The sequence below is a fragment of the Pseudomonas lalkuanensis genome (assembly GCF_008807375.1).
In the GTDB taxonomy this organism is placed as follows: domain Bacteria; phylum Pseudomonadota; class Gammaproteobacteria; order Pseudomonadales; family Pseudomonadaceae; genus Metapseudomonas; species Metapseudomonas lalkuanensis.
This window is the reverse complement of the sequence record NZ_CP043311.1, coordinates 3,182,688-3,204,086: the sequence shown is the minus strand read 5'-3', so window position 1 is coordinate 3,204,086 and position 21,399 is coordinate 3,182,688. Positions and strand designations below refer to the sequence as shown.

At 64.0% G+C, this 21,399-nt stretch carries 21 protein-coding genes and 1 pseudogene; 12 read left to right on the top strand and 10 right to left on the bottom strand.

The features are described from left to right. Positions 1–85 precede the first annotated feature (85 nt). On the bottom strand, positions 86–991 hold the full coding sequence (gcvA, locus tag FXN65_RS14880; RefSeq protein WP_151133923.1) for a transcriptional regulator GcvA: 906 nt from the start codon (positions 989–991) through the stop codon (positions 86–88). A 163-nt stretch (positions 992–1,154) separates the two neighbouring features. Between gcvA and FXN65_RS14875 the strand changes: the two genes are divergently transcribed. Continuing rightward, a complete protein-coding gene (locus FXN65_RS14875; RefSeq protein WP_151133922.1) occupies positions 1,155–2,429 on the top strand; it encodes an OprD family porin in 1,275 nt (424 codons plus the stop codon). A gap of 213 nt (positions 2,430–2,642) precedes the next feature. On the opposite strand, the gene FXN65_RS14870 is transcribed toward FXN65_RS14875, so the two are convergent. Then, positions 2,643–4,079, bottom strand: a complete 1,437-nt coding sequence (locus tag FXN65_RS14870) for an aldehyde dehydrogenase family protein (protein ID WP_151133921.1) — start codon at positions 4,077–4,079, stop codon at positions 2,643–2,645. 318 nt (positions 4,080–4,397) lie between these two features. Between FXN65_RS14870 and FXN65_RS14865 the strand changes: the two genes are divergently transcribed. Further along, on the top strand, positions 4,398–5,732 hold the full coding sequence (locus FXN65_RS14865) for an MFS transporter (protein WP_151133920.1): 1,335 nt from the start codon (positions 4,398–4,400) through the stop codon (positions 5,730–5,732). Between the two features lie 184 nt (positions 5,733–5,916). Here the strand turns inward: FXN65_RS14865 and FXN65_RS14860 are convergent, their stop codons facing one another. Beyond that, complete coding sequence (locus FXN65_RS14860; RefSeq protein ID WP_151133919.1) at positions 5,917–6,816, bottom strand: LysR family transcriptional regulator; 900 nt, start codon at positions 6,814–6,816, stop codon at positions 5,917–5,919. Positions 6,817–6,968: 152 nt separating this feature from the next. Between FXN65_RS14860 and FXN65_RS14855 the strand changes: the two genes are divergently transcribed. After that, the gene (locus FXN65_RS14855) at positions 6,969–7,769 is read left to right on the top strand and encodes a lipase family protein (protein ID WP_151133918.1); all 801 of its coding nucleotides are present in this window, start codon (positions 6,969–6,971) and stop codon (positions 7,767–7,769) included. Positions 7,770–7,776: 7 nt separating this feature from the next. On the opposite strand, the pseudogene FXN65_RS14850 reads toward FXN65_RS14855, so the two are convergent. After that, positions 7,777–8,466 (bottom strand): annotated as a pseudogene (locus FXN65_RS14850) (alpha/beta fold hydrolase). Between the two features lie 189 nt (positions 8,467–8,655). Here FXN65_RS14850 and FXN65_RS14845 point away from each other — a divergent pair. Further along, on the top strand, positions 8,656–9,549 hold the full coding sequence (locus tag FXN65_RS14845) for a phytanoyl-CoA dioxygenase family protein (RefSeq protein ID WP_151133917.1): 894 nt from the start codon (positions 8,656–8,658) through the stop codon (positions 9,547–9,549). Positions 9,550–9,555: 6 nt separating this feature from the next. Here the strand turns inward: FXN65_RS14845 and FXN65_RS14840 are convergent, their stop codons facing one another. The 3 genes from FXN65_RS14840 to FXN65_RS14830 form a co-directional block, all read right to left on the bottom strand. Next, complete coding sequence (locus FXN65_RS14840; RefSeq protein ID WP_151133916.1) at positions 9,556–10,455, bottom strand: bestrophin family protein; 900 nt, start codon at positions 10,453–10,455, stop codon at positions 9,556–9,558. A gap of 219 nt (positions 10,456–10,674) precedes the next feature. Continuing rightward, on the bottom strand, positions 10,675–11,154 hold the full coding sequence (locus tag FXN65_RS14835) for a nuclear transport factor 2 family protein (protein ID WP_151133915.1): 480 nt from the start codon (positions 11,152–11,154) through the stop codon (positions 10,675–10,677). Positions 11,155–11,213: 59 nt separating this feature from the next. Further along, positions 11,214–11,777, bottom strand: coding sequence for a TetR/AcrR family transcriptional regulator (locus FXN65_RS14830; protein ID WP_151138834.1), 564 nt, complete (start codon positions 11,775–11,777; stop codon positions 11,214–11,216). 322 nt (positions 11,778–12,099) lie between these two features. Here FXN65_RS14830 and FXN65_RS14825 point away from each other — a divergent pair, with 322 nt between their 5' ends. From FXN65_RS14825 to FXN65_RS14805, 5 genes are read left to right on the top strand one after another with little or no spacing between them, the layout of a single operon-like run. After that, complete coding sequence (locus FXN65_RS14825; protein WP_151133914.1) at positions 12,100–13,554, top strand: c-type cytochrome; 1,455 nt, start codon at positions 12,100–12,102, stop codon at positions 13,552–13,554. Positions 13,555–13,589: 35 nt separating this feature from the next. Beyond that, positions 13,590–15,365 (top strand): cytochrome c oxidase subunit I, encoded by a 1,776-nt coding sequence (ctaD, locus tag FXN65_RS14820; protein ID WP_151133913.1) that lies wholly within the window; start codon positions 13,590–13,592, stop codon positions 15,363–15,365. Continuing rightward, positions 15,362–16,051, top strand: a complete 690-nt coding sequence (locus FXN65_RS14815) for a cytochrome c oxidase subunit 3 (RefSeq protein WP_151133912.1) — start codon at positions 15,362–15,364, stop codon at positions 16,049–16,051. Before ctaD ends, FXN65_RS14815 begins: the two co-directional genes overlap by 4 nt. A gap of 4 nt (positions 16,052–16,055) precedes the next feature. Then, complete coding sequence (locus FXN65_RS14810; RefSeq protein WP_151133911.1) at positions 16,056–16,754, top strand: heme-copper oxidase subunit III family protein; 699 nt, start codon at positions 16,056–16,058, stop codon at positions 16,752–16,754. A 17-nt stretch (positions 16,755–16,771) separates the two neighbouring features. Continuing rightward, a complete protein-coding gene (locus tag FXN65_RS14805) occupies positions 16,772–17,089 on the top strand; it encodes a cytochrome C oxidase subunit IV family protein (protein ID WP_151133910.1) in 318 nt (105 codons plus the stop codon). A 130-nt stretch (positions 17,090–17,219) separates the two neighbouring features. Here FXN65_RS14805 and FXN65_RS14800 read toward each other — a convergent pair whose 3' ends face one another. Beyond that, entirely contained in the window at positions 17,220–17,774 is a 555-nt protein-coding gene (locus FXN65_RS14800; RefSeq protein ID WP_151133909.1) for a magnesium transporter, read from the bottom strand. A 262-nt stretch (positions 17,775–18,036) separates the two neighbouring features. Here FXN65_RS14800 and FXN65_RS14795 point away from each other — a divergent pair, with 262 nt between their 5' ends. Then, positions 18,037–18,378 (top strand): hypothetical protein, encoded by a 342-nt coding sequence (locus FXN65_RS14795; protein WP_151133908.1) that lies wholly within the window; start codon positions 18,037–18,039, stop codon positions 18,376–18,378. 70 nt (positions 18,379–18,448) lie between these two features. On the opposite strand, the gene grxC is transcribed toward FXN65_RS14795, so the two are convergent. Together grxC and FXN65_RS14785 are read right to left on the bottom strand one after the other, a co-directional pair. Beyond that, a complete protein-coding gene (gene grxC / locus FXN65_RS14790) occupies positions 18,449–18,703 on the bottom strand; it encodes a glutaredoxin 3 (RefSeq protein ID WP_151133907.1) in 255 nt (84 codons plus the stop codon). A 24-nt stretch (positions 18,704–18,727) separates the two neighbouring features. Next, complete coding sequence (locus FXN65_RS14785; protein WP_151133906.1) at positions 18,728–19,246, bottom strand: carboxymuconolactone decarboxylase family protein; 519 nt, start codon at positions 19,244–19,246, stop codon at positions 18,728–18,730. Positions 19,247–19,377: 131 nt separating this feature from the next. Here FXN65_RS14785 and FXN65_RS14780 point away from each other — a divergent pair, with 131 nt between their 5' ends. Further along, complete coding sequence (locus FXN65_RS14780; RefSeq protein WP_151133905.1) at positions 19,378–20,199, top strand: AraC family transcriptional regulator; 822 nt, start codon at positions 19,378–19,380, stop codon at positions 20,197–20,199. Positions 20,200–20,301: 102 nt separating this feature from the next. After that, entirely contained in the window at positions 20,302–21,345 is a 1,044-nt protein-coding gene (locus FXN65_RS14775) for a sensor domain-containing diguanylate cyclase (RefSeq protein ID WP_151133904.1), read from the top strand. The last annotated feature ends 54 nt before the right edge of the window (positions 21,346–21,399 follow it).

The window sequence follows — 21,399 nt, the reverse complement described above, 5'->3', positions numbered from 1 at the left end:
GCCCGATCCCCACGTACGCACGGCCGTGCTTCTGCAGGGGCGAATGAATTCGCCCCTGCAGTGCAGGAAATGCCCTGAGCCGTTCTCATACCACGTGCCGCGTCTGGCGGGCCTGCTCCAGCAGCCATTGGCGGAAGGTGGCCATGTCTTCGCTTTCCGGACGGTGCCTGGGGGTGAGCAGGTAGTAGGTGTAGGCACCCATGTCCACGGTCTGGGGGAAAGGTCGCACCAGGGTGCCTTCGCGCAATTCCTTCTCCACCAGGAACAACTGGGCAATGGCGATGCCCTGGCCACCGGCGGCGGCCGCGTAGGCCATGGACGAGCTCTGGTAGGTCATGCCGGCGCGGGCATCCACCGCGCTGCCCACGCCCGCCGCCTGCAGCCAGTGCCCCCAGTCATCCGGTCGCGCAATGGAGTGCAGCATGGTGTATTCGGCAATGTCCGCGGGCTCGTGGAGGCCGGGACCGAGGTCAAGCAGGGCAGGGCTGCACACCGGGGCCAGCACGTTGTCGCTGAGCACGTAGCAATTGCAGTTGGGCCAGTCGCCGCTTCCCAGGCGAATGGCCGCATCCAGGTCGTCCTTGTGAAAGTCCACCGGGTCGAGGGAGGCGGTGAGCAGCACCTCGATCTTGGGGTTTTCCTGGTGGAAGCTGGCCAACCGTGGGATCAGCCACTGCATGGCGAAGGTCGTGTAGGCGCGTACCTTGATCTGCCGCCGCTTGGCCGGGCGCTTGAGCTTGCGCGTGGCGCTGCGCAGTTCCTCGATTATCCGAGCCACCGCCTTGAAGTACTGCTCGCCGGCCGGGGTGAGGGTGATCTGCCGGTGCCCGCGAAGGAACAGCGGCTGTTCCATGTAGTCCTCCAGCGCACGGATCTGCCGGGAGACGGCACCGGGAGTGACGTTCAGTTCATCGGCGGCAAGGGTGATGCTGAGGTGCCGGGCGACGGACTCGAAGGCCCGTACGGCATTGAGCGGCGGCAGTCTGTCCATCTGCGGATCTTCTTCTTGGGTGCAGGAAAGGCGCGGAATCTTACTCTAGTTCTGATTGAGTAAATCTCAAGCGAAGGCCGTTATTTTCTCGTTTGTCGCGGGCTCTGGCGGCTTTCTAGCATCGGCCCCCGGACCTGTCACAACAACAAGAGAGAGCCGCTCCATGACCTTACCGAAACGGGCCGATGCGTTCGGACCCCACGCCTTCGTCGCGTTCTGCGGACTGGCCGCCAGCGCCACCGTCCATGCCGATTTCATCAAGGATTCCAGGGCCAGCCTGGAACTGCGCAATTTCTACTTCAACCGCGATTTCCGCCAGGCCGGTGCCGCGCAGAACAAGGCCGAGGAGTGGGCCCAGGGCTTTCTGCTGCGCTACGAGTCGGGCTTTACCGCAGGGCCGGTCGGCGTCGGTGTGGACGCGCTTGGCTTGCTCGGCGCCAAGCTCGATTCCAGCCCGGACCGCACCGGCACCGGCCTGTTGCAGGCGGACCGGGAAAAGCCCAATCGGGCCCGGGACGAGTACAGCGAACTGGGGCTGACCGCCAAGCTGCGGGCGTCCGGCAGCCTGCTGAAAATCGGCACCCTGCAGCCCAAGCTGCCCATCGCGCTGTCCAATGACAGCCGCCTGCTGCCACAGACCTTTCGCGGTGCCTGGCTCAGCAGCGGAGAAGTCCGCGACCTGACCCTGGACCTGGGGCGCATCGACCGGGTGAACCTGCGTAATTCTTCGGATAACGAGGAGATGCAGGTGTTCAACGGCGGGGCGCGGAATATCGTCCTTGGCCGCAGCAGGTCCAGCGACGCCCTGGACTTCGCCGGCGCCACCTACAAGTGGACGCCGGCGTTGACCAGCGCCTACCACTACGGCGCCCTGGACGGCATCTACCGCCAGCACTACTTCACTCTCGGCCACCTTCTGGACCTGGGCGACGCCGGCTCCATCAAGTCCGACCTGCGCTGGGCGCGCAGCGACAACGCTGGCGGCAGCAATGTCGACAACCGTGCCCTGGGCGTCATGTCCACCTACAAACTGGGGCCGCACGCCCTCGGCCTGGGCTACCAGCGCATGTCCGGAGACACCGGCTTCGCCTACGTCAACGGGGCTGATGGCTACCTGGTGAACCTGGTGCAGGTGAATGACTTCGGCAACGAGGACGAGCGCTCCTGGCAGGCGCGCTACGACTTCGATTTCGCCGCGCTGGGCATCCCCGGCCTGACCTTCATGACCCGCTACCTGTCGGGCAACGGCGTGGATGTGAACGGACGGTTGGACGAGGGCAAGGAGTGGGAGCGCGATACCGATATCGCCTATGTGGTGCAGGACGGACCGCTGAAGAACCTCGGCCTCAAGTGGCGCAACGCGACCGTGCGCAGCAACTTCGGGCCGGATATCGATGAGAACCGGCTGATCGTCACCTACACGTTGCCGCTCTGGTGATCTGAGGTCGATGCAGGGTGGAAGTCGCTTCTCACTTCCACCATTCGCAGTTGAGCTGGCCACCGCTGATGGACGAGAAGAGCTTCGTCCACCTTGCGTAAAACATGGAAGCAAGCTGGCGTAAAAGCGCAGGAAACACGCGGTGCAACCATTCTGCAAAAGCATCGACAAACAAGACCCCGCACGAGGCGGGGTCTTGTTTGGGAGCGGGCTTCAAAGCCGGATGATCACCGACTTCAACTGGGTGTAGTGGGAGAGGGCGTCGATACCCTGCTCGCGTCCATAGCCGCTCTGCTTGAAGCCGCCGCACGGTGTCTGGACGAATCCGCCGCTGTACTCGTTGACCACGATGCGCCCCGCGTCCAGGCCGGCGGCCATGCGGTGCACGCGTCCGATGTCGCGGCTCCAGATACCGGCTCCGAGACCGAACTCGCTGTCGTTGGCGATGCACAAGGCATCGGCTTCGTCCTTGAAAGGGATGACGCAGACGATGGGGCCGAAGATTTCTTCCTTGGCCAGGGTCATGTCGTTGTTCACGCCGGTGTAGACGGTCGGTTCGATGTACCAGCCGTTGTCGAGGTGCTCACCGCTGGCCACCTTGCCGCCGATGGCGGGCTTCAGGCCTTCGCGCTCGGCGATCTGGAAGTAGCTCTGGATCTTCTCGAACTGCGCCCGGGTGGTGATGGGGCCGGAGGTGGCGTCGAAATCCGGGCCTACGCGGAGGGCCGCGACCTGGGCCAGCAGCTTCTCGACGAAGCGGTCGTGGATGTTCTCCTGCACCAGCAGACGGGTGCCGGCGCAGCACCACTGGCCGCTATTCCAGGTGAAGGCGGTGGTGGCGCCCCTGGCGGCGGCGTCGAGATCGGCGTCGTCGAAGACGATGTTGGCCGACTTGCCGCCCAGTTCCAGGGTCAATGGCAGGATGCGTTCGGCGGCGATGCGGCCGAGTTCCTGGCCGGCGGTAATGCCGCCCGTGAAGGAGATCTTGCGCATCAGCGGGTGCCGCGCCATTACCGGGCCGATGACGCTGCCCTTGCCGACGATCACATTGAATACGCCGGCAGGCAGGCCGGCTTCTTCCACGGCGATGCGGGCCAGTTCCACCAGCGAGGCGGAGGTGTGTTCGGAGGGCTTGGCGACCAGGGTGTTGCCGGTGGCCAGGGCCGGCGCGATGGCACGGGCGGCCTGATGCAGCGGGGCGTTCCAGGGCAGGATGGCGCCGATCACGCCGAAGGGATCGCGGCGGGTGTAGACGTGGTAGTTGGGGCCCTGGTTGATCACTTCGCCGTCCATGACGTTGACCAGGCCGGCGTAGAACTCGAAGTACTGGGCGGTGAGGTCCATCAGGGTGGCCATCTCGCGGCCGGGCTTGCCGGTTTCGGCGCTTTCCAGCCGGCCCAGGCGGTCTTCGCTGTGGCGCACGATGCGCGCCAGCTCCAGCAGGATTCGGCCGCGTTCGGATGGCCGCATGTCGCGCCAGGCGGGCAGCGCGTCCTGGGCGGACTGGATCGCCAGGTCCACCTGCTCGGGGCTGCTGTTGGCGACTTCGCCCAGCTTCTGGCCGGTGCGCGGATCGAGCTTGTCGACGTAGCGGCCTTCGGCCGGTGCCAGGAAGCGGCCACCGACGTAGCTCTCAACTTTCAGGAACATGCTTGGAGTCTCCTCAGTTCATGGCCCGGGTCATGTGTGGGGGCGATTCTTGTTCGTCGACCCGGACATGGGGGCAGGTTCGGCGTTCGGCTCGCCACCTTCAAAGGAATTTTCGGCTTCCGCCGCTTGAGAAAAACTCAACCATCAGGGTGCCCGGATCACGCACCACCCTGAGGCCCTGGCTTGAGTTCAGCTCAAGCGAACAGGGCGGAAATCTCGCTTCACCGCAGCCCTCGTGGCGCTGCATCTTGCTCGCCAACCAGAAGAGAACGCCCTCGGGCGATCAACAACAAGAAGTGTGCTCACGGGAGCGACGCAATGAACAACGACAATAGTGCGATTGGCGGTCTCATGCCTGAAACCAGCCCGGCCGACCTGGGCCGCAGCCTCACCCGGACCGAGAAGAAGGCCATAGTCGCCGCCACCCTAGGCACCATAGTCGAGTACACGGACTGGGTGATCTACGCGACCTTCTCCTCCATTCTCGCCAAACAGTTCTTCCCGGCCGGCAACAGCCTCACCGCGCTGCTCTCGGTGCTGGCCGTTTTCGCGGTGGGCTTCCTGATGCGCCCCATCGGCGGTGCGGTACTCGGCGTGTTCGCCGACCGCTACGGCCGCAAGAAGGGCCTGGCCCTTTCGATCCTGCTGATGTCGCTGGCCTCGCTGGTGATCGGCATCTGCCCCAACTACGAAAGCATCGGCATCGCCGCGCCGATCATCCTGGTTCTCGCGCGCCTGACCCAGGGCTTCTCCGCCGGGGGTGAGTTCGGTTCCGCCTCGGCCTTCCTGATCGAATCGGCGCCGTCCAATCGTCGAGCCTTCGCCGGCTCCTGGCAGTGGTTCGCGATCAACGCCGGGACCCTGGTGTCCTTCCTGCTGGGCTTCGTGCTGGCGTCTGTCGGCAGCGATACCGCGCTGGAAGACTGGGGCTGGCGCGTGGCGTTCATCATTGCTGCGGCGATGGGTGTGCTGACGCTGTGGATTCGTCTGTCGGTGAAGGAGACCGACGTGTTCAAGTCGCGCGTGGCGAAGAAGGCCGTCGAGAAGCGCCCGATCCGTGACATCTTCACCACCCACCGCAAGGACGTGCTGCGGGTGATTGGCGTCGCCATGGCCGGCAACCTGCTGAACTACGTGTGGATGGTGAGCTACCCCTCCCAGGTCCACCTGGTCACCGGCATGCCCATTCGCGAGACGTTGCTGGCCGGCGCCATCGCCGTGGGCGTGTCCCTGCTTCTGATGCCGCTGGTGGGCATGCTGGCCGACCGCATTGGCCGTCGCCCGGTGCTGATCGCCTTCGCAGCCGCTTCGATCCTCTGGGCCTGGCCAAGTTTCGGCCTGCTTTACCAGGGCATCAGCCTCGGTGAGGTGGTGCTGCTGCAGACCATTTCCATGGTGATCCTCACCGGCTTCGGCGCCGCGTCGGCGGTCACCATGGCCGAGCAGTTTCCGGCGGAGGTCCGCGTCACCGGCATCGCCTTGCCCTACGCGTTGTCGGTCACCCTGTTCGGCGGCACCTCGCCCTACATCATGACGGCGGTATCGGGCGCCGGCTACGGCCACCTGTTCTGGCTCTACGTGGCGGCGGTGTGCATGGTCAGCCTGGTGGTGTACATCCGCATGCCGGAGATGAAGGGCCAGCCGCTGCGTTGACGACAACGGCCGGGGCCCCGGTGCGCGCGGCGCACCCTGACCGGTCGCGTAGGGTGGACCACGCTTCACCGGTCCACCACCGGTAGTCGGGGTGAGATTCGAATGGTGGAAACAAGACGCGATTTTCCCCCTACGGGCTGGCATGTACGACGCACCCTTCGCGAAGGCGCACCGCCCTTGGCGGTCATTGCTCCTGCCGGGCGGCGCGGGCGAAGTCGATGAAGGCCTTGAGCACCGCTGGCACCTGTCGGCGGCTGGGGTAGTAGAGGTGCAGGCCGGGGTAGTAGGGGCACCAGTCGCCGAGCACCTGCACCAAGCGGCCTTCGGCAATGTGTTCGGCGACCATCTCCTCGAACACGTAGGCCAGCCCCACGCCCTGCAATGCCGGTCCCACCATCAGGCCCACGTCCCCCAGGGTCAGCGGGCCGCCCACTTCTATCTCCAGTTGCATGCCACCACGCTCGAATTCCCAGCGGTAGAAGTTGCCGCTGGGGAAACGGTGGCGGATGCAGGGCAGGCCGTGCAGGTCCTCGGGCTTCTGTGGAACCGGATGGCGTTCGAAGAAGCCTGGCGCCGCTACCACCACCGAACGCAGGTAGGGGCCGATGGGCAGGGACACCATGTCGGCCTCCAGCCGTTCGCCGAAGCGCACGCCGGCGTCGTAGCCGGACGACACCACGTCCACCAGGGCGTCGTCGGCGGAGATTTCCAGGGTCACATCCGGATAGGCCTCGAGGAAGCGGCTGGCCAGCGGCAGCAGCACCAGTTGCGCGGCGGCGCGGCCGGCATTGATGCGCAGGGTACCGGACGGCGTATCGCGGAACTGGTTGAGGTCTTCCAGGGCGTCGTCGATGTCGCGGAACGCCGGCTTGATCCGGGAGTAGAGGCGCTCGCCGGCTTCGGTGAGGGCCACACTGCGGGTGGTGCGGTTGAACAGACGCACGCCCAGGCGCTCCTCCAGGGCGCGCAGGGCATGGCTCAGGGCAGACGGGGAAAGCCCGAGTTCGACAGCCGCGCGGCTGAAACTGAGGTGGGCGGCGATGCTGAGGAAGACGTTCAGGTCGGCGGCGGATACGGGCTTCATTGCTGAATCCTGTTCGAGGATTCAGGCGATTCTAGTGACGGCTGCACAGGAGTAAAGGTATTGCCGGCGGTCATCGCGTGCCAGCGCGCGGCTTTACGTCGGCTGGGCATCGTCTAGAGTGGGTAGCCATTCCCACAGGCAAGGAGGCCATCATGCCCAGTCTTCCGATGTACTTCCCCTCTGCGTTTTCTCTGTCCCAGGCCCTGCAATGCGCCGGTCTGGTGGAGGCGGCCTACGACCAGTACGAGCAATGGCTGCAACAGGACAAACCGCGCAAGCCTTCGGACTTCAACTGGCAGGCGCCAAGCATGAGCGGGTGGAGTTTCTCCGCGCCGGTCTGGAGCATTCTCAGCGAGCTGAAATACATCAACGAGTCCGAGCCTTTCGGCTTTGCCGCCATGGACCCGACCGGCGCGGTGTACCTGGTATTCCGTGGCACCGAATCGGCACAGGACTGGGTGGACGACCTGGACGCCAAGCAATCGGCCTACCCCTGGCAGTCGGGGGTAGGCCAGGTGCACGCAGGCTTCCTCAAGCTCTATACGTCCCTGCGCGATCAGGCCTTGCAGGCCGTTGACGGCCTTCAGCCCGGCGGTAATCTCTGGGTCTGCGGCCACAGCCTGGGCAGCGCGCTGTCCAGCCTGGCAGTGCTCGACCTGCACACCCAGTGGCCGGACCAGCCGCTGCAGCATTACAACTTCGCCAGTCCCCGAGTGGTCGACCCCAGTTTTGCCGCTTACTACAACGGCCTGAGCATACCCACCTACCGGGTAGTCAACGACAGTGACCTGGTGCCCGAAGTCCCGCCGGGCGTGACCGACTCCTGGGTCTACCAGCACCTGGGACTGGCCGTGACCTTCACGGCCAGCTACTCCAGCTTTGCAGGCGACCACAGCATGGCGGACTGTTACCTGTATGCGATCAACAATCCCAATGCACCCATGAACGGGTGAGGGGCGGCTACAGCGATTTCGCCGCCTCATCGATCAACTCGAATATCGCCCTGGGCCGCGATGCCAGCGAGGCGTGGCTGGCATCCAGGGTGATGGTTTCACGTGCCTGGATGCGCTCGGCCATCCAGGCCTGGGTAGCCGGCGGGATCATGTGATCGCCCGATGACACCTGATACCAACTGGGTTTGCCGCGTCAGGCCGGCGCTCCGGCCTTGTCTTCGAAGCAGCGCGCGGCGATGGGTTTCTGGGTGACCGCCATGATCTGGGCGTCGCGCTCGCGCAGGTCCGCGCAGAAGTTGGCGTGGCAGCTGTCGCCCGCCAGCCGGAGGAAACCTTCCGCGTCAGGGCGGATGCCGCCAGCGCCTTGCGGCGGTTCGGCGCGGGCGAAGATGCCGCCCAGGCTGTCGCCTTCATCCGGCGCGAAGGCGGCCACGAATACCAGACCGACCACATTGGCCGCGTGTCCGGCTCCCGAGATCACCGCGCCGCCATGGGAATGGCCCACCAGCACTGTCGGCCCGCCAAGGGATTCGGCCAGCTTGCGGGTGCGCGCCACTTCGTCGGCCGGTGAGGTGAGCGGGTTCTGCACCGCGCGGACCGGGTACCCAGCGTCGAGCAGCAGGGGAATCAGGTAGCGCCAGTGCGAGGCATCGCCCCAGGCACCGTGTACCAGCAGGATATTGGGTTTGGCAGGCATGACAGGTGTCCTCGAAAAATGGGTTGGGCAATCGCCAAGTCTGGTCGGATGGGGAACCGCTGCCGGCTCGCTGGCGACCAGCCCTCGGTGACCTTGTTCTGATCCGTATTTCGTACCGGGTTCTGCTGCTGTTTTCGCCCGTGACCTGCTTCTAGAGTCGAGATTCCGCCGCCTTCGGGATGGAGTCCCATGTACAGCACTCTCGCCACGCCCTTCGACCCCCACGTGTTTCAGTCCCGCATCTACGCCGGGGAGATCCTGCGCTTCGAACGCTCGCCGGACATGGCAGCGCTGGTGGCTTTCAGCCGGGAGCTGCTGGAGGCTCGGCTGCAGCCGTTCCATCCGGAGGAGATTCATCTGCATTTGTCTCACGCCGAGCAGGTGCGTTGCTTCGAACGGTGCCAGCGGGAGTTCGCGACGTCGCCCGAGGTGCGGCGGCTGTGGTGTGAATTGCTGGCAAGCATGGGCTTCTACCCGGAGCGATTGGCCTGCGACCGCTTGCATCTGCGCTTCCAGCCCCACCAGGAACCCGGTCAGCCGACGTCCCGAGCGCGGACCACCGCCACCATCGCCTTCCACCGGGACACCTGGGCTTCCAATCTCTACAGCCAGACCAACTGGTGGGCGCCCATCTACCCGATCACGGAGGAGCGCACCTTCGCGATCTATCCCGGCCTGTGGCGAAGGCCGCTGCCGAACACCAGCGCGGGCTTCGACATGCAGGCGATCCTGCAGCGCTCCCATCGCGACGGGCGCAACTCGGTGGATGCAGACGAAGCCATCCCCCATCTGCTGGCTGAACCGGAGGAGCAGGGTGTGCCGGTACTGATCGAGCCCGGCGAGCTGATCGCGTTCTCCGGTGCCCACGCTCACGCAGGGGTGGGCAACAGCAGCGGACTCACGCGGATTTCCTTCGAGACCCGGACCTTGCTGATCCAGGACCTGAAAGACGGACGCGGGGCGCCCAACGTGGATGGGCACGCACCCTGGATGACGCCCGGACTGTTTCGCCGCCTGAGCGACGGCAAGCGCCTGGATGAGTTGCTGGGGTGCTGGTTCATCGAGCCCTACGTGGCGCCCTGAACGGCATCAGGTCAGGACATGGTCCACTGGTTCGAGCGGCGGAGGCAGGTCACGCTGGCCGAGCGCATCGAGGATTTCCCGCTCCAGGGTGCGCACCATCGAGTCGGTGGCCAGGTCGTTCTCATCACGCCCGAACGGGTCTTCGAGCTGGTCGCCGATGGCGTCCAGGCCGAAGAAGGTATAGGCGACGATGATGGTGATGATCGGCGTCAGCCAGCCCAGGGCGCCGGCCATGGCAAAGGGCAGCAGCAGGCAGAAGATGTAGCTGGTGCGGTGCAGCAGCAATGTGTAGGGGAAGGGCAGCGGTGTGTTCTTGATCCGCTCGCAGGTGGCCTGGGCGCAGCTGAGGCCGGACAGGCGCGATTCGAGCAGGGTGTAGCGCCACTCGTTGATCTGTCCCTGGCTGGCCAGCCGGGCGCATTGGCCACCGATCCGCCGCAGCAGGCCGTCACTGGTATTGATTCCATGGGTATCGGGCGCGCCGCTCAGCCACGGGCGCGCTGCTGCCAGTTCATCCTCGCCGCGCAGCCGGGCATTGAGCGCATGGGCGAATCCGCACAGTTCGCGCAGCAGGGCTTCGCGCGTGGGCGCATCGTCGATGGCCACGCTCTGGCGGATGAAGGATCGGACTTCAATGATGATCTGGCCCCAGGCCTTGCGACCTTCCCACCAACGGTCGTAGCACGCGTTGTTGCGAAAGCTCAGGAAGATCGACAACGCCAGCCCGAGCAGGGTGAAGGGCATGGCGTTGATCCGAGTGAACCAGTCAGGATGCAGGCGCTCGACGACCACGATAAGGCAGGCGAGCAGGGTGATCAGCAGGGTGCGCAGGGCAATGTGCCGCGCGATGGAGCCCTTCAGTGCGGTCAGGATAATCAGCAGGTTGGGTTTTGGACGGACGATCATCGGATGCGGGTGCCAGGCGGTTCGTGGTGCGAAAGCTAAGTCCGCTCCATGCGTTACGTCCAATCGCTTTTGATGACCGCTTCATTGGTGGTGTCTATCGAGCGCCCTGGAAAGCCAAGTCTCCATAGCGGTGGGCATAGACAGGATCAATGAAGGAGCGCGACACCCTAGGGTGCCACGCAAGGGGATAAAGACCGGACATTCCTGTCCGGCCCCTGGTCACAGACCCAGTTCGGACAGGCCCGGGTGATCATCCGGGCGGCGGCCCAGGGGCCAATGGAACTTGCGCTCGGATTCCTTGATGGGCATGTCGTTGATGCAGGCGAAGCGGTGGGCCATCAGGCCGTTTTCGTCGAACTCCCAGTTCTCGTTGCCGTAGGAACGGAACCAGTTGCCCGAGTCGTCTTTCCACTCGTAGGCATAGCGCACGGCGATGCGGTTGTCGGTGAAGGCCCAGAGCTCCTTGATCAGGCGGTACTCAAGCTCTTTCGCCCATTTGCGGGTGAGAAAAGCCTTGGCTTCTTCGCGGCTGTTGGCGAACTCGGCGCGGTTACGCCACTTGGTGTCCAGGGTATAGGCCAGGGACACTCTTTCGGGATCACGGCTGTTCCAGCCATCTTCGGCCAGGCGGATCTTCTGGATGGCACTTTCACGGGTGAAAGGGGGAAGCGGCGGACGAACTTCAGCGTTAGAGGACATGGATAGTCTCCAATACAGATAGAGGTTCAAAGTTTGAAGTTGCCCGCTCGATTACTTTCTTACTTCACCAGGAGAGTGCGCATCACTTCCTTCGCACTATCCGCGGAATTGAAATCACCGAGAACATGGGCAACGGTAATGGCTCCGTCGATCAGGACCAGTAACTGCCTGGCCAGGGCATCCGGATCAGCGGCGCCATATTGCTGGCAAATCTCCTTTACGAATTCGAGCAACTTCTCTTTGTGCTCTTTGGCAACCAGGCGCACGGGGTCCTGCGGATCACCCGTTTCACCTGCGGTATTGATGAAGGCGCAGCCCCTGAAGCCGCTCGACTCGAACCAGCCCTTGAGCACGCTGAAAATCTCCAGCAGTCGCGCCTCGGGAGTTTCGGCCCTTTCGACTTCTGTCCTGAACCAGTCCATCCAGCGCTCATCGCGCCTTTTCAATACCTCTGCTACCAGTTCGTCCTTGGTTCCGAAGTACTTATAGATACTCTTTCTCGAAACACCGGAAGTCTTCACCAGGAGATCCATGCCGGTGGCGTGGATACCATTCCTGTAGATCAGGTCCTCGGTGGTTTCGAGTAGTTTTTCTCTGACTTCGGAAGTTGATTTGCTGTCCATGCGAGTGATGGTAGAACGATCGTTCTCCACGGGCAAGTCCCTTTTCTGAAAAAGTTATGAACGGTCTTTTGATAGATGAAGGAAATGAGCTTATTGCGTTCATCTATGAGCGCCGGAGTGTAACCCGGCGCTCGGCTGGAGATAGACCCGGAGGAGCAGGCAGGTCGACGCCAGCGACTATACTTGCCACCAACTTTGCCATTTGGGGGACAGGCACCGAACTTCCGGCACGGCCGGAGGCCGGAACGTGAAGCACATGCACTGCCGATGACCGTCGCACGCAGCACCCGCGCACGAGCATCCGGAACGAGGCGACGGGAACATGGCGATTGCAATCATCTTGGGTCTCATCGTTGTCGTTTCCATCCTCTTCCACCTCCTGGCGCCCTGGCACCTGACGCCCGCCGCGTCCAACTGGGGCTCCATCGACACCACGCTGTTCATCACCCTGGTCATTTGCGGCGTGTTCTTCATTGCCATCGTCGGCTTCATGGTGGTGGCGATCATCCGCTTCCGTCACCGTGAAGGCCGGCGCGCCCGCTACGAGCCGGAGAGCCGCAAGCTGGAATTGTGGCTGATCGTCGCCACCTCGATCGGCATCATCGGCATGCTGGCGCCGGGGCTGGTGGTGTACAGCGATTTCGTCCAGGTTCCGAAGGATGCCTACCCTCTGGAAGTGGTCGCCCAGCAATGGCAGTGGGCCTTCCGCTTTCCCGGCCAGGACGGCCAGCTTGGCCGTGCCGACGTGAAGTGGGTCGACGCGGGCAACCCCCTTGGGCTCGACCCTGGCGATCCGCTCGGACAGGACGATGTACTGATCCGCAGCAATGAGGTGCGCCTGCCCCTGGACCGCCCGGTGAAGGTGCTGCTGCGCTCGAAGGACGTGCTGCACAATTTCTACATCCCGCAGATACGCGGAAAGATGGACATGGTCCCCGGCATGGTCTCGCACTTCTGGTTCACCCCGACGGTGGCCGGCCAGTACGAGATCCTCTGCGCCGAGTTCTGCGGGGTCGGGCACTTCAACATGCGCGGGATGATGCGGGTCGAGCCGGTGCAGGCCTTCGACCAGTGGCTGGCCGCGCAGCCCACCTTCGCCCAGACCCTGGCCAGCGCCGGCAAGTCGGACCAGGGCGGCCTGGCCGAGAAGGGCCGGCAATTGGCGGAAACCCACGGCTGTCGTGCCTGTCACAGCCAGGATGGGAGCGAGAGTCTCGGGCCGGGCTGGCAAGACCTCTACGGCCGCGAGGAAAAGATGGCGGACGGCAGCAGCGTGAAGGTGGATGAGGCCTACCTGAGGGAGTCCATCCTCGATCCCAGGGCCAAGCTGGTGCAGGGCTTTCCGCCGGTGATGGTGCCCTATACTTTCACCCAGGATGAACTGGCCGCCCTGGTCGCCTTCATCCAGTCGCTGAGCGCTGCCGGGCAGTCTGCGCAGGGCGCTTCCGGGGCGGGGGGCGACGCCGTGGGGCAGGGCCAGCGACTTGCCCAGTCCCTCGGTTGCCTGGCCTGCCACAGCCTCGACGGCAGCAAGGGCGTGGGCCCCAGCTGGCAAGGCCTGTATGGACACCGCGTGACCCTGGCCGATGGCAGCCAGGTCGAGGCGGACGACGCCTACCTCGAGGAGTCCGTACGGGCTCCCGCCGCCAAGCTCGTCCAGGGGTTCGCGCCGGTGATGCCGGCCTTCACCCCCAGCGACCAGGAACTGGCCGCACTGATCGCCTTCATCAAGTCCAGGGCGAATCCCGACGCCACGAACCAGGAACAGGCGCCGTAAACCCAGAGGGACTCCGACCTTACGGAGGTAGTCCGATGGCCCATGTCGAGCACGCTGAAGCTGATGTACTGCACGAGCCGAAGAGCTTCCTGACCCGCTACATCTGGAGCCAGGACCACAAGGTCATCGCCATCCAGTATTCGCTGACCGCGATCTTCGTCGGCCTGATCGCCCTGGTGCTGTCCGGCCTGATGCGCATGCAGATCGGCTTCCCCGGCAGCCTGGAGTTCATGGACCCCAGCACCTACTACCAGGCTATGACCATGCACGGGATGATCATGGTGATCTACCTGCTCACGGCGCTCTTCCTGGGTGGGTTCGGCAATTACCTGATCCCGCTGATGGTAGGTGCGCGGGACATGGTCTTCCCCTACGTCAACATGCTCAGCTACTGGTTCTACCTGGTCTCGGTGCTGATCCTGCTGGCCAGCTTCTTCGTGCCGGGCGGGCCCACCGGAGCGGGCTGGACCCTCTATCCACCCCAGGCCATCACCCAGGGCACGCCGGGTACCGAGTGGGGCATCGTGCTGATGCTGGTGTCCCTGGCGGTGTTCATCGTCGCCGCCACCATGGGCGGCCTGAACTACGTGACCACGGTTCTGCAGGCGCGCACCCACGGCATGACGCTGTTCCGCATGCCGCTTTCGGTGTGGGGCATCTTCATGGCGACCATCCTCGCGCTGCTGGCCTTCCCGGCCTTGTTCGTCAGCGCGGTGATGATGCTCTTCGACCGCCTGCTGGGTACCAGCTTCTTCATGCCGGCGCTGATCTCCATGGGGCAGCCGCTGGACCACCAGGGCGGCAGCCCGATCCTGTTCCAGCACCTCTTCTGGTTCTTCGGCCATCCGGAGGTGTACATCGTCGCCTTGCCGGCCTTCGGCCTGGTATCGGACCTGATCAGCACCCACGCCCGCAAGAACATCTTCGGCTACCGCATGATGGTCTGGGCGATCATCGCCATCGGCGTGCTCAGCTTCGTGGTCTGGGCGCACCACATGTACGTCAGCGGCATGAACCCGTACTTCGGCTTCTTCTTCGCCATCACCACCCTGGTGATCGCCGTGCCCACGGCCCTCAAGGTCTACAACTGGACCCTGACCCTCTGGCATGGCGACATCCACCTGACGGTGCCGATGCTCTTCGCCCTGGCCTTCATCGTCACCTTCCTGGTGGGCGGCCTGACCGGGCTGTTCCTCGGTAACGTGATCGTCGACATCCCACTCTCGGACACCTACTTCGTGGTGGCGCACTTCCACATGGTGATGGGGGTGGCGCCGATCCTTGTGGTGTTCGGCTCCATCTACCACTGGTACCCGAAGATCACCGGGCGGATGCTCGACGACCGGATCGGCAAGCTGCACTTCTGGATCACTTTCCTCGGCACCTACGCCATCTATTTCCCCATGCACTACCTGGGCTTCCTCGGCATGCCGCGGCGTTACTACGCCTACCCGGACTACCAGTTCATCCCGCAATCGGCCCAGGACCTGAACGCCTTCATCACGGTGGCGGCGCTGATCGTCGGTGCGGCGCAGTTGCTGTTCCTCTTCAACCTGGCCTGGAGCCTGTTCAAGGGGCGCCCGTCCGGAGGCAACCCGTGGAAGGCCACCAGCCTCGAATGGCAGACCCCGGACACGCCGCCGGTGCACGGCAACTGGGGAGAGAAACTGCCGGTGGTGCACCGCTGGGCCTATGACTACAGCGTGCCTGGCGTGGAGCAGGACTTCGTGCCGCAGACGGTGTCGGAAGAGGAACTGCAGCGCCTGCGCGAAGCCAATGGCAACGCGACGACTGCGGAGAAACGGCCATGAACACGCCACTCTGGAAGCATGCCAACGGCGACGGGACGGGTGGCTGGAGTCCGGGCGAGGCCCAGCAGCCGGAAGCGCCGATCCAGGATCGGGACCGCACCGCCAGGATCGGCCTGGGCGTTTTCCTTGGTGTGGTGACGTCGTTGTTCCTGTTGTTCCTGTTGGCCTTCATCGCCCGTTCCCAGGTGTCGGACTGGCGCCCGCTGACCGATCCGCTGGCACCCCTGGCCCATCCCTGGATGCTCTGGGTGAATACCGCATTGCTGGGCGTCGGCAGCGCCTGCCTGCAATGGGCAAAGGTGTCCATGGACCGCGAGCGTGCGGGCGATGCCACACTGGCGTTCCTGCTTGGCGGGGTGTTCGCTGTGGCCTTCCTCGGTGGCCAGCTCTGGGTCTGGCAAGAGTTCGCGGCCTGGGGGTTCAAGGTGTCGGGCAACCCCGCCAACAGCTTCTTCTTCCTGCTCACCGGCCTGCATGGCCTGCACCTGGCTGGCGGCCTGGTGGCCTGGGCGATGGTGGCGCGGCGCATGCTGCGCTTTGGGCCGGGTGAACGGTTGCGGACCGGCATGGCGCTTTGTGCCTTCTACTGGCACTACCTGCTGGGGCTGTGGCTGGTGCTCTTCGCGGTGCTCACCAGCACGCCGGAAACCTACCAGGCCATCGCGGCCTTCTGCGGGCTGAGGTGATGCCATGGCCATCACGACACGGGAGCCCCAGGTGGCAAATACATCACCCAATCCATCGCCCTGGCGTGCCATAGCGCAGGACTGGTCCTCGGATCGCGACGCCTTCAAGCAGGTGCCCTGGGGCAAGGCGATGATGTGGATCTTCCTGCTCAGCGACACCTTCATCTTCTCCTGCTTCCTCACCGGCTACATGTCGGTGCGCATCAGCACCACGGCAACCTGGCCCAATCCCAGCGAGGTCTTCGCGCTGACCATCGGTGGCGCGAGTATCCCGCTGATCCTCATCGCCATCATGACCTTCGTGCTCATCAGCAGCAGCGGCACCATGGCCATGGCGGTGAACTTCGCCTATCGCCGCGACCGCGTACGTTGCGCGGCGCTGATGCTGACCACCGCGGCCTTCGGCGCCACCTTCGTCGGCATGCAGGCCTTCGAGTGGAGCAAACTGATCGCCGAAGGCGTGCGGCCCTGGGGCAACCCCCTGGGGGCGGCGCAGTTCGGTGCCTGTTTCTTCATGATCACCGGCTTCCACGGGCTTCACGTGTCGGTGGGGGTGATCTATCTCAGCATCGTGGCGTTCAAGGTGCTGCGGGGGGACTACGAGAAGCGCGGGAACTACCAGATCGTCGAGATCACTGGGCTCTACTGGCACTTCGTGGACCTGGTCTGGGTATTCATCTTCGCGTTCTTCTACCTGTGGTAGAGCAGGGGAGAGATGAGATGGCGCACGCGGAAGGTCAGCAACACCCGATCAGCCTGTACCTCAAGATATGGGGGCTGCTGTTCGTCCTCAGCACCCTGTCGTACCTGGTGGATTACTTCCATTTCACCGGGTACTTCCGCTGGTCGATGATCGTCATCCTGATGCTGCTGAAGGCGGGGCTGATCGTCTCGATCTTCATGCACATGGCCTGGGAGCGCCTGGCACTGGTCTACGCCATTCTGGTACCGCCCTTGTGTCTGCTGGTGCTGGTGGGGCTGATGGTCGCCGAGGCGGACTATGTGTTCATCAGCCGGGGAATGTTCCTGGGGCAGTAGGGCGTCGATCCATCGTGGGAGCGTATCCATCCGAGCCTGGGAAACCACGCCCGGCCAGCAGGATGAGGCTGATCCGGTAGGGTGCGCCGGGATCATCCCTCTCCCTTGTGGGAGAGGGATGGGGAGGGGGTTAGATGGTGCGTTTGAACTGATGCCAGCGATGCAGCCAGGCGACTATCCAGTGCGGTGAGGCCGAGCCCGTGCCGGCCAGCTGCAGTTGCGGGTGGTGGGTGATGACGCGGTCGAGAATGGATTCCTGATCCGGCTCCACATCGACGAAGAAGATGTGTTCACCTTCCTTCATCCTTTCCTTCAGGTTGCGGAAGTGGGCATTGGGCACCTGGATGCCGAAGAACCCGCCTTCCCAGATGCAGAAGCCCAGTACGACGATGGCCAGGAACACGAACGGCACCCAGCCTGCCGGTGTCTCGGTCCAGCCCGCCAGCCAGGCTCCGAGGAGGACCAAGGCGGCCAGCGGCACGCCGATCACCGCGCCGATCTCACCGGAGTGGACGACGTCCTGCTTCATGAAGGAATTCACATCGTGGAGATGGTGCTGTTCCACATCGGCATCCTTGTCGCTCAGCACGTGGATCTGCTCGGTATTGATGCCGTTGGCCTCGAGTTCGGATTCGAGGGTTTCCAGGTCATCGAGGTTGTTGCTGATGTAGTAATGCCGATTCATGACACACCTCCGGATTCTTGTTCGAAGTGGTATGCGGTCTCCTGCAACAGCTGGGTTTATGCCTGCTGGTTATGTTCGAACCATGAGTGAAAATTCATGGTTCTTTCACTGGGAAATTATAGCATCTGAAACTTTTGCGAACGCCTGAAGCCCTTGCAGTGCAAGGCTTTGGGCGTTCACTGACGCATTCTCCCAACGGGCTTTGTCTAAACTGCTGATTGAACATCTGGTGCGGCAACGCCCCATGTCAGGAGGTTGTCTGATGAATACCTTGACCATTAAAAGCTGGTGCAAACCCCAGGGTGCGGAAAAGTCCATTCCGATGGGGGAGCTGCACTTCCACGTCAACGACGCCGACCACCTGCGGCTCGAAGAGGCGGAAGAGAGACTGCAAAAGACCCATGAGCCGGACATGATGTTCGACGCCGACATGGAACACATGGAACTGGTCACGCCCTCCGAGTGCGGCACGCTCTCGGACCTGCAGTTCCGCGTCTACCTCAGCAAGGGTGACGAGCGCGGCCACTTCCACCTGGTGGGGCATCGGGAAAGCGACGGCAGCCTGGTGTACACCAACGCAGTGATGATCGATCAACTGGGCTAGGCAGGATCGGACTTTCTGCAGGGATGGAAAAGCGGCGGAGATGAAGCAGCTTCATCTCCGCCGTGTCGTTTCAGCGGGCCAGCAGCGCTGTCAGTTCGCCCTGGCGTTCCAGCGCCGCCAGATCGTCGAAGCCGCCAACATGGCGATCGCCGATAAAGATCTGCGGCACCGTGCGGCGCCCGGTCCTACCCATCATCTCCAGCAGCAGGTGAGGGTTGGACTCGATATCGATCTCGGTGGCGGCAACACCCTTGCGGGCCAGCAGGGCCTTGGCATTCCGGCAGTAGGGGCAGTGGCTGGTGGTGTACATCGTGACCGGGTTCATGGTCGTTCTCCTGCGTGGGTGGCTTCAGTCAGCCAGCGGAGGGAAGTCCACCTCGGTGGAGGCGACGTTGTTGAGGTAGTTGGTCAGGGTCATCACTGCGACCTGGGCGATGATCTCCACGATCTTCGCGTCATCCAGGCCAGCCACGCGGGCCGCCGCCAGCTGGTCGTCGGTCACCCGGCCTCGGCTTTCGGTGACCTGGCGGGCGAACACCGCCACGGCATTGAGTTCACCGTCACGCGCTGCACGGATTTGCCCCGCATCCAGCCCAGCCTTGCCGGCAAACTGCGCATGAGCGGCCAGGCAGTAGTCGCAGCCATTGGCCTGGGAGGTCGCCAGGGCGACGGTCTCCTTCTCGGCCGCACTCAGGGCGCTTCTCGCCATGGCCTGGGACAGCGCCATGTAGCCGTTCAACGCGGCGGGGGAGTGGGCCAGGGTCTTGAACAGGTTGGGGACGAAGCCGAGGGCCTTCTGCACCGACTCCAGGGTCGGGCGGGTACTGGCGGGCGCTTGATCCAGAGGCAGGGCGGTGATGCGGGTCATGGCGATTCTCCATCAGGTGGCGAGTGGGTCTGTCGTTGAAGCCTGGAGTGGATGCTACGGAAATGGACTGGCGCTTTGGATTCAAATAGTCCAGGTTATGCAACAGATCGTCTAAATGTGAGGGACCGTCCATGGACCGACTGTCAGCACTGCTGGGGTACTTCAGCCTGCATGCCTCGACTTTCCAGAGCGGCAGGTTCTGCGGCGTCGCCTCGTATGGGGCAGACGAACCCCGTGGCTATGTGCATCTGCTGCGCTCCGGGCGCGCGACGCTGGATTCGGAAGAGGGCGGCAGCATCGCCATCGAAGTGCCGAGCCTGGTGCTGATCGGCAGGCCCTACGCCCACCGACTGACTGCCAGCGAGGCCGACCGCGCCGATCTGGTGTGCGCGACCCTGGATTTCGACGGGGGCATCGACAACCCGCTGGCGCGGGCACTGCCGGCGCACATGCTGTTGCCCCTCGGCGCCGTGCCCAGCGTGGGCGGTATCGTCGATTGGCTGTTCAATGAAGCGTTTGGCGACGACTGTGGCAAGGAAGCCATCCTCAACCGGCTGTTCGAGCTGATGGTCATCCAGTTGTTGCGGCACCTGATGGATACCGATGGCATTTCCGGCGGCATGCTGGCGGGGCTGGCGAACCCGCGCCTGGCGCGGGCGATCACCCGGATGCACGACAGCCCGGCCAAGCCCTGGTCGGTGGCCGAGCTGGCCGAAGCGGCGAACATGTCCCGCGCCAGCTTCGCCGCGCAGTTCCGCGAGGTGGTGGGCATCACCCCGGCGGACTACCTGGTGAGCTGGCGCGTGAGCCTGGCGCAGAAGCGGCTGCGCGAAGGGCGCCCCATCGCCCTGATCGCCGACGAGGTGGGCTACGAAAGCCCTTCGGCCCTGGCGCGGGCCTTCCGCCGCAAGGTGGGCGCGAGCCCCCGGGAATGGCTGCAGCAGGGCGGCTGAGCCGGGCCGGACCTGGCTCGCTTTCCTGAACCTGGTCGCTGTTCAGAAGGCCGGCGTTCTGATAACAATTCTTCCGTTATCAGTCGGTTACCGAAGCTCTGCATGGATCAGATACTTTCCTTCCTCTCCGAGACCGTTCCCAAGGCCCAGACCGTGGAGCAGCTCACGCGGCCGCTGCTGACCCTGCTTGGCAAGGTGACGGGGATGGAGTCGACCTACCTGACCACCATCGACACTGAGCAAGGCGTACAGCGCGTCGAGTTCGCGCGCAACGTCGGTGCGATGGAGATCCCCGAGGGGCTGGTGGTGCCCTGGGCCGATACGCTGTGCAAGCGGGCCCTGGACGAAAACCGCCTGTACTCCGATGACGTCGCCGAATGCTGGGGCGACTCCGATGCCGCCAGGGCGCTCGGCATCAAGACCTACGTGAGCGCCCCGATCAAAGCCCACGATGGCCGCGTGCTGGGCACGGTCTGTGCCGCAAGCTCCGCCCAGGTCGCCCGCTCTCCGGAGGTCGAGCCGATCATGCGGCTGCTTTCCGGACTGGTGGGCTATCTGCTCGAGCGGGAGATGCTGGTGGATCGCTTGCAGGAAGCGAATGCGGAGCTGGCGAAGCTGGCCCTGACCGACTCTCTCACCGGGCTGTCCAACCGGCGTGCCATCCTGAGCGAGCTTTCGCGCCTGCTCGCCTTGGCCGGGCGCGAGCAGAAGTACGTCCTGGTCGGCGTGGTCGACCTGGATGGCTTCAAGCTCATCAACGACACATACGGCCACCAGGCTGGCGACGGGTTCCTGAAGGGCGTTTCCGCGCAGCTGAAGGACAGTCTGCGTACCAGCGACGTGCTCGGTCGTTCCGGCGGGGACGAGTTCATCGTGGTCGCGTTAGGCTCGGCCACCGGGAAGCAGGACCCTTCGGCCGACATGTGCAAGGCCGTCGAGCTGTTGCAGGCACGGCTGACGAAGGCCACGGAAGGGCAGTACGACCTGGGTGAGAGAAGCGGGACCATCCACTACCGTGGCGCCAGTGTCGGCGTGGTGGCGGTGCTGCCGGGAACCGTGGACGCGGAAGAGGCCATCAGGCTGGCGGACCACGAGATGTACAAGGTGAAGTCGCAGCGCAAGGTCGCCGACCCGCTGTCTCGCTGAGCCGGGTGCACCGGGCCCTCTGGAGTCTTCCGGCGGGCCTTCCTTGTAAGCTCG